This is a genomic window from Bacillus sp. LL01, from assembly GCF_001037965.1.
Map to the genome: position 1 here is coordinate 1 of NZ_LFEL01000248.1, position 3,359 is coordinate 3,359.

3 protein-coding genes and 1 pseudogene are annotated in these 3,359 nt (G+C 37.3%); 1 reads left to right on the forward strand and 3 read right to left on the reverse strand.

Annotated elements, in window-relative coordinates; genetic code table 11:
* Positions 1–198: 198 nt before the first annotated feature.
* Positions 199–1,794 carry a peptide chain release factor 3 gene (locus AB685_RS28850; RefSeq protein ID WP_047974049.1) on the forward strand — a complete coding sequence of 532 codons (1,596 nt, stop codon included), beginning with the start codon at positions 199–201 and terminating at the stop codon, positions 1,792–1,794.
* Between the two features lie 172 nt (positions 1,795–1,966).
* Here AB685_RS28850 and AB685_RS28855 read toward each other — a convergent pair whose 3' ends face one another.
* The 3 genes and pseudogenes from AB685_RS28855 to AB685_RS31940 all read right to left on the reverse strand — a co-directional run.
* Positions 1,967–2,164, reverse strand: a complete 198-nt coding sequence (locus AB685_RS28855) for a hypothetical protein (RefSeq protein WP_047974050.1) — start codon at positions 2,162–2,164, stop codon at positions 1,967–1,969.
* A gap of 1 nt (position 2,165) precedes the next feature.
* Positions 2,166–2,993, reverse strand: coding sequence for an NAD(P)-dependent oxidoreductase (locus AB685_RS28860; RefSeq protein ID WP_047974051.1), 828 nt, complete (start codon positions 2,991–2,993; stop codon positions 2,166–2,168).
* A gap of 48 nt (positions 2,994–3,041) precedes the next feature.
* Positions 3,042–3,359, reverse strand: a pseudogene (locus AB685_RS31940) (alpha/beta hydrolase); the annotation flags it as partial.

Below are 3,359 nucleotides of genomic sequence, written 5' to 3' on the forward strand. Positions count from 1 at the left end.
TAAACACCTGCCAAACTTCTCATATCWATCGTTTTGTAATCAAATTGTAAGATACTCTCTTATTTCAGCCTGGAATATAAATAGTTATTAAGTAGGATCAAACATTATTGACTCATACAACTCTTTTTAATGGATGAATCCCCTCCATAAGACTGGTATAATGAAATGATACTGATTTGAAGAAACGAGGAATTCAATATGAAAGAAAACCAAGCCGTACAATCGAGACGGACATTTGCGATCATCTCCCATCCGGATGCTGGTAAAACAACTCTTACTGAAAAATTGCTTTTATTTGGTGGTGCTATCCGCGAAGCTGGAACAGTAAAAGGACGCAAAAATAGTAAACACGCTATGAGTGACTGGATGGAAATTGAGAAACAACGTGGTATTTCTGTTACAAGCTCCGTACTTGAGTTTTTGTATGACGGATATCATGTAAATATATTAGACACACCTGGACATGAGGACTTTAGTGAAGATACGTATCGAACATTAACGGCTGCTGATTCTGCAACCATGTTAATTGATGCCGCTAAAGGGGTCGAGGCTCAAACAAAGAAACTATTTAAAGTATGTAAAATGCGCGGAATTCCGATCTTTACATTTATGAATAAACTTGACCGCCAAGGACGCGATCCATTTGAATTGATGGAGGAATTAGAAGACTTATTAGGTATTCGTTCTTACCCAATGGGTTGGCCGATAGGTATGGGGCAATCCTTTACTGGTGTATATGACCGCCATAATAAGAAGCTTGAATTGTACAATCCTGAAAATCCTAAAGATATTGATGTCATTCAATTATCAGGACCAGATGATCCTAAACTAGATGAAGCAATAAACGACGAAGACCTTGTTGCTCAATTTAGAGAAGAACTTGAGCTTTTAGATGTCGCAGGAGATGAGTTCGATCTTGATCAAGTAAAAAATGGAGAGTTAACACCAATCTTTTTTGGTAGTGCGATTTCGAGCTTCGGTGTTCAAACTTTCCTTGAACATATGCTCAAACTTTCTCCATGGCCTACACCTCGTGAAAGTACAAAGGGGATCATTGACCCCCTTACCCATAAAGGCTTTTCGGGATTTATCTTTAAAATTCAAGCTAATATGAATCCAGCTCACCGTGACAGAGTTGCTTTTCTACGAATTACTTCTGGTAAATTCGAACGAGGAATGCAAGTAAAGCATGTAAGGCTTGGTAAGAATTTAAAGCTATCTCAGCCTACACAATTTTTAGCCCAAAGTAGAAGTATTGTCGATGAGGCTCACGCCGGTGATATTATCGGACTTTTTGATCCAGGTACGTTTAGAATTGGTGATACATTAGTTGAAGGACAAGAATTTGAATTTGATGAGATGCCACACTTCTCACCAGAGTATTTCTCGGCTATTTCTGTAAAAGAAGCTCTAAAGCATAAATCATTTGAGAAGGGCCTCCAACAATTAACTGAAGAAGGCGCTATTCAATTATTTAAGACCTTCAATCGTTTTAGTGAACAACAAATTGTCGGAGTGGTTGGTGTGCTGCAGTTTGAAGTGTTAGAACATCGTCTAAAAAATGAATATCATGTAGATATCCAATTAGAGCGTCTTCCTTATTCCTTTGCACGATGGGTGGATGGACCAGAGAGTGAGATGAATACGTTCAAAAAAATGCAACGAAATCTCGTTACAGACCGTGATGGCCGAATGGTCGCTCTCTTTGATAATGACTTCCAAATGAGAACAGCCATCGACAAATATCCAAACATTAAATTCTACGAAAACTCATTTTATAAATCTCAATCTTAAGTAACAAAAACAAACAAAAAAGGATGGCTGCAAAGAGCCATCCTTTTTCTTCTTATGAACTTAAATAGGTGTGAATCACGTCATGTAGGTTAGTCTTAAAAGATGCTTAAATAAAGCCAAACCTCTTCTTTCTTTTTTTTACCCATACATTTAAAAATAAAAAAGACTCTTTTTAATAGGAGTCTTTGTTTTGATCGTTCCTCTTATTACTTAATCGTCTGTAAGTCACTTCAGCACCAATCCCTATTACAATCGCTATTAACACGCTTATGCCATCAGTTAATCCGAATAGCATCTGACCTATAAAAAAAGAAGTCAAAGCAAAAAGCGCAAAAATAATGATACCCATAAATGAGCGAAATAATTCCATCTTAGCCACTTCCTTTTTGAAACTCGCATTGCTTTTGCCATTGTTTCACATGCTCGTTATATTTGGCAAGCCCTTCCTTCACCCGAACTTGTGGCTTATATCCTAATTGATTTTCTGACTTAGATGTCGATAAAAAAGAACCTTCTAAAGATTGTGGACGTTGCTCTGAACAATCAACATCAAAAAAGGAAGGCAGGTGAAAAACCTCATTTCCCTTTTTTTTCATAGCCGCTAACATAAGACCATTTACTGCATCTGAAATATAGATGGCCATGTTATAATCGACCTTTTCTACATGTTCTGGTTGCCAAGGTCCATACACTACTGGAATTCGTACGATCGAGCATAGAACTGACTGTTCCATTGAAAGCTGAGCAATTCTCTTTTCCATTTTTTGTTTATGCTTACCTAATAGTGTGTCCGGCCTTAAAGGGGCTGATTCTGATATTTCTCCTTCCTGATCTCCGTACACCTCTGTACTGGATGCATAAATGAGCGTCGTATATGCAGGAAGCTTTTTTATCATTTTTTCGAGCATAGCTAATTCTGATTCAACTGTTTCTTTTAATAGTTGTTGATCATTTGCAGCTATATGAAAGATTGCATCGATCTTATTGAAATCATTTATAGTATGAAGTGAATCCAATGTTAGTTTAAGCAAATGATAGTGGGCATTCCTCCCCATTCTAAGTTCCATTTCTTCCTCTTCTAATGTACGGTCTTTTTGTATATGATCTACAGCAATCACTTCGATTCCTTCATTCAACAGTCGATTGCATAAATGAAATCCTATAAAACCTAATGCACCTGTGACACAAACACGTTCCATCTGTATCCCTCCTATGTATCTTCCCTCTTGACCTAGGGGCAAGAGGAGCTACAGTTTCATTTCAGTTTTCTTAAAAAACTTTAGTGCCGGATGGATAAACGAAGAATAGCTTTTACTACCTCCATGTAAACTGAGGGTGATTGGAATGTTATTATCTTCACATTCCTTTGTAAAAGGTCGACTAAGTTGTTCAAAGGGATACCGTTTATTTGTGACATCATGTATGATATGCAATGGTGGGCATTCATTAGGTTCATTTAAAGAAAGCTGTCTTTTAAATACTGAAGGATCTAGTTCGTCTTGTGATAAACCATGTGCCGTCAAAAACTCGCGTATGAAGCGTTTATAATAAAGTTTGTTCTGCTC